This is a genomic window from Pseudoroseomonas cervicalis ATCC 49957 (assembly GCF_000164635.1).
Taxonomy (GTDB): domain Bacteria; phylum Pseudomonadota; class Alphaproteobacteria; order Acetobacterales; family Acetobacteraceae; genus Pseudoroseomonas; species Pseudoroseomonas cervicalis.
Window position 1 is genome coordinate 54,078 of the sequence record NZ_GG770781.1, and the last position, 2,864, is coordinate 56,941.

The 2,864-nt window shown below is 73.8% G+C and carries 2 protein-coding genes; one reads left to right on the plus strand and one right to left on the minus strand.

What is annotated here, in order from left to right; translation table 11 throughout:
* On the minus strand, positions 1–691 hold a 691-nt coding region (locus tag HMPREF0731_RS15450), incomplete at its 3' end, for an SLC13 family permease (RefSeq protein ID WP_007005101.1).
* Positions 692–943: 252 nt separating this feature from the next.
* On the opposite strand from HMPREF0731_RS15450, the gene HMPREF0731_RS15455 reads away from it, so the two are divergent.
* Positions 944–2,635, plus strand: a complete 1,692-nt coding sequence (locus tag HMPREF0731_RS15455; protein WP_007005102.1) for a methyl-accepting chemotaxis protein — start codon at positions 944–946, stop codon at positions 2,633–2,635.
* Positions 2,636–2,864 lie beyond the last annotated feature (229 nt).

Sequence of the window (2,864 nt, forward strand, 5' to 3'; positions counted from 1 at the left end):
GGTGGGCGCGCCCGTCCAGCCCGTAATCGGCGACCAGCCGGGCCAGGCTGGGACGGCCGCCGCGCGCCCCCTCCGGCGCCGCGGCACCGCCCAGGAAGCGCCGCGCCGCCAGCATGTAGAGGATGCCGAGCGCCAGGATCGGCAGGCCGAACGGGGTCAGGCTGAAGAAGCCGAAGCCCGGCCCCCCGTCGCGCCGCAGCTCGGCATCGACCACCAGGTTGGGGGCGGTGGCCACCAGGGTCAGCATGCCGCTGATCAGCGCGGCGACGCTGAGCGGCATCATCACCTGCGCCGGCGCCAGCCGCAGCCGCGCCGCCGCGCGCAGCGCCACCGGGATGAACAGCGCCACCACGCCGGTCGAGCTCATCACCGAGCCGAGCAGCGCGACGCTGGCCATCAGCAGCACGACCAGCCGGGTGTCGCTGCCGCCGGCCGAGCGCACCAGCCAGTCGCCCAGGCGCCGGGCGATGCCGGTGCGCACCAGCCCCTCGCCGATGACGAACAGCGCCGCCACCAGCAGCACGGACGGGTCGCTGAAGCCGGTCAGCGCCTCGGGCAGGGTCAGCACGCCGCTCAGCGGCAGGGCCAGCAGCATCAGCAGCGCCACCGCATCCATGCGCGGCCGGCCGAGCAGGAAGAGCAGCACCGCGAGGCCGAGCAGCCCCAGCACCAGACCCAGCTCGGCCGTCACGCGCGGCGCCCCGGCGCGGCGGGCCCGGCCGTGATCCTGATCGCCCGCATCGGCGCCTCCCCCTGGTCCCGTGGCAGGGCAGGGTCGCGCATCGCGGGCCTGGGCGCCAGCCCGCCGGAACTCGCTTCGAATCAGGAATGTGTTTGAAAACAAGTTAAAGGACGACAATAACAGGTTAACACTGATGTCTCAGCCTGGCCGCCGGAACCGGTGCGGAAGATCCGCAGCGCCCCCCAACCGGATGGATGGCCCATGACCACCTTGCTCTCGAATCTCAGTGTCAGGCTCAAGCTTGCCATTGTCGCCGTGCTGATGCTGGGCATCACCGCCGGCCTGCTCGGCTTCGCTTTCCTGACCACGCAGCGGGTGGAGCGGATGGCGGAGGAATTCGCGGTGGAGCTGACGCCGCGCGCGGTCTTCGCGCTGGAGGCGGCGGGCTCGGCCTTCGCCGCCTCGACCGAGGAGAAGAACGCCATCCTGGCCTCCAACATCGATTCGGTGCGGCGGCGCGGCGAGGCCTATCGCGACGCCATGCAGCGCGCGCTGGGGCGCATGGACGAGCTGCGCGGCCTGATCCATGCCGAGCATGAGGGGCTGTTGCAGACGGCCCGCACCGCCGCCGCCGACTACCAGGCCGTGGTGCAGCGCATCCTGACCCTGGCGGAGACACAGCAGGACGAGGCGGCGACCGAGCTGTCGCTGGGCGCGGCGCGCGAGGCGCGGCTGCGCATGAGCGACGCGCTGCGCGGCCTGGCGGATGCGGCGCGGCAGGAGCTGCGCAGCGAATTCGCCGCGGCCCAGGAGGAGACCCGGGTGGCCCAGCGCAACCTGCTGCTCGCCGCCATCCTCGGGCTCGGCCTGGTGATGCTGCTGCTGTTCTGGATCGGCCAGTACCAGATCGGCCGCCCGCTGGCCGGCATGACCGGCGCCATGGGCCGGCTGGCCGGCGGCGAGCTGGAGGTCGAGGTGGTGGGCGAGCGGCGCGGCGACGAGATCGGCGCCCTGGCGCGGGCGCTGGCCGTGTTCAAGCGCAACGCCATCGAGGCGCGCCGCATGGCCGAGGCGCAGGCCGCCGAGCAGCGCGCCAAGGAGGCGCGCAGCACGCGGCTGACCACGCTGATCGGCGGTTTCGAGGGCAGCGTGCAGGGCCTGGCCGGGCAGCTCGGCAGCGCCGCGACCGAGCTGGAGGCGACGGCGCGCGCCATGTCGCAGATCGCGGCGCAGACCGACCGCCAGGCGGGCTCGGTCTCCACCGCCGCGGCGGCGACCGGCGGCGGCGTGCAGACCGTGGCCTCGGCCACCGAGGAGCTCTCCGCCTCGATCGGCGAGATCAGCCGCCAAGTCAGCCAGGCGGCCGAGATGACCGGCCGCGCGGTGCAGAACGCCCGCGGCACGGATGAGACGGTGCGCGCCCTCGACGCCTCCGCCCGCCGCATCGGCGAGGTGGTGGGGCTGATCACCTCGATCGCCGGGCAGACCAACCTGCTGGCGCTGAACGCCACCATCGAGGCGGCGCGGGCGGGCGAGGCGGGCAAGGGCTTCGCCGTCGTCGCCTCCGAGGTGAAGAACCTGGCCAGCCAGACCAGCAAGGCGACCGACGAGATCGCGGCCCAGATCGCCGAGATCCAGCAGGCGACGGCGGCGACCGTCGCCTCGATCCAGGGCATCAGCACGGCGATCGAGGAGGTGAGCGGCATCACCGCCAGCATCGCCGCGGCCGTCGAGCAGCAGAGTGCCGCCACCGGCGAGATCGCCCGCACCGTGCAGACCACCGCCGAGGCGACGGCGCAGGTGACGCGCAACATCGGCGATGTCAGCCGCAACGCCGCCGAGACGGGGGCCGCCTCCTCGCAGGTGCTGGCCGCCGCCTCCACCCTGTCGCGGCATTCCGAGCAGCTGACCGCCGAGGTGCAGGGCTTCCTGACCGGCGTGCGCGCCGCCTGACCCGGCCCGGCGCGGCCCTGCGCCGCGCCGGATCCTGTTGCGCCGTGTTGCGCAAGCTTGCGCTGCACGACAGCGATGAAGCCCGCGTCATGCGGGCTTCATGCGTTTCCGGGGCCTGGCTTGCCCCGCCTGGCCGGCCTCGCTAGTGCGGTGCAGCAAGAGCCGGCGCCTGCCGTCGGCCCGAGGCGGGCCGCCGTTGCGCGGCCCGGATGCCGCCGTTGATCCGCCC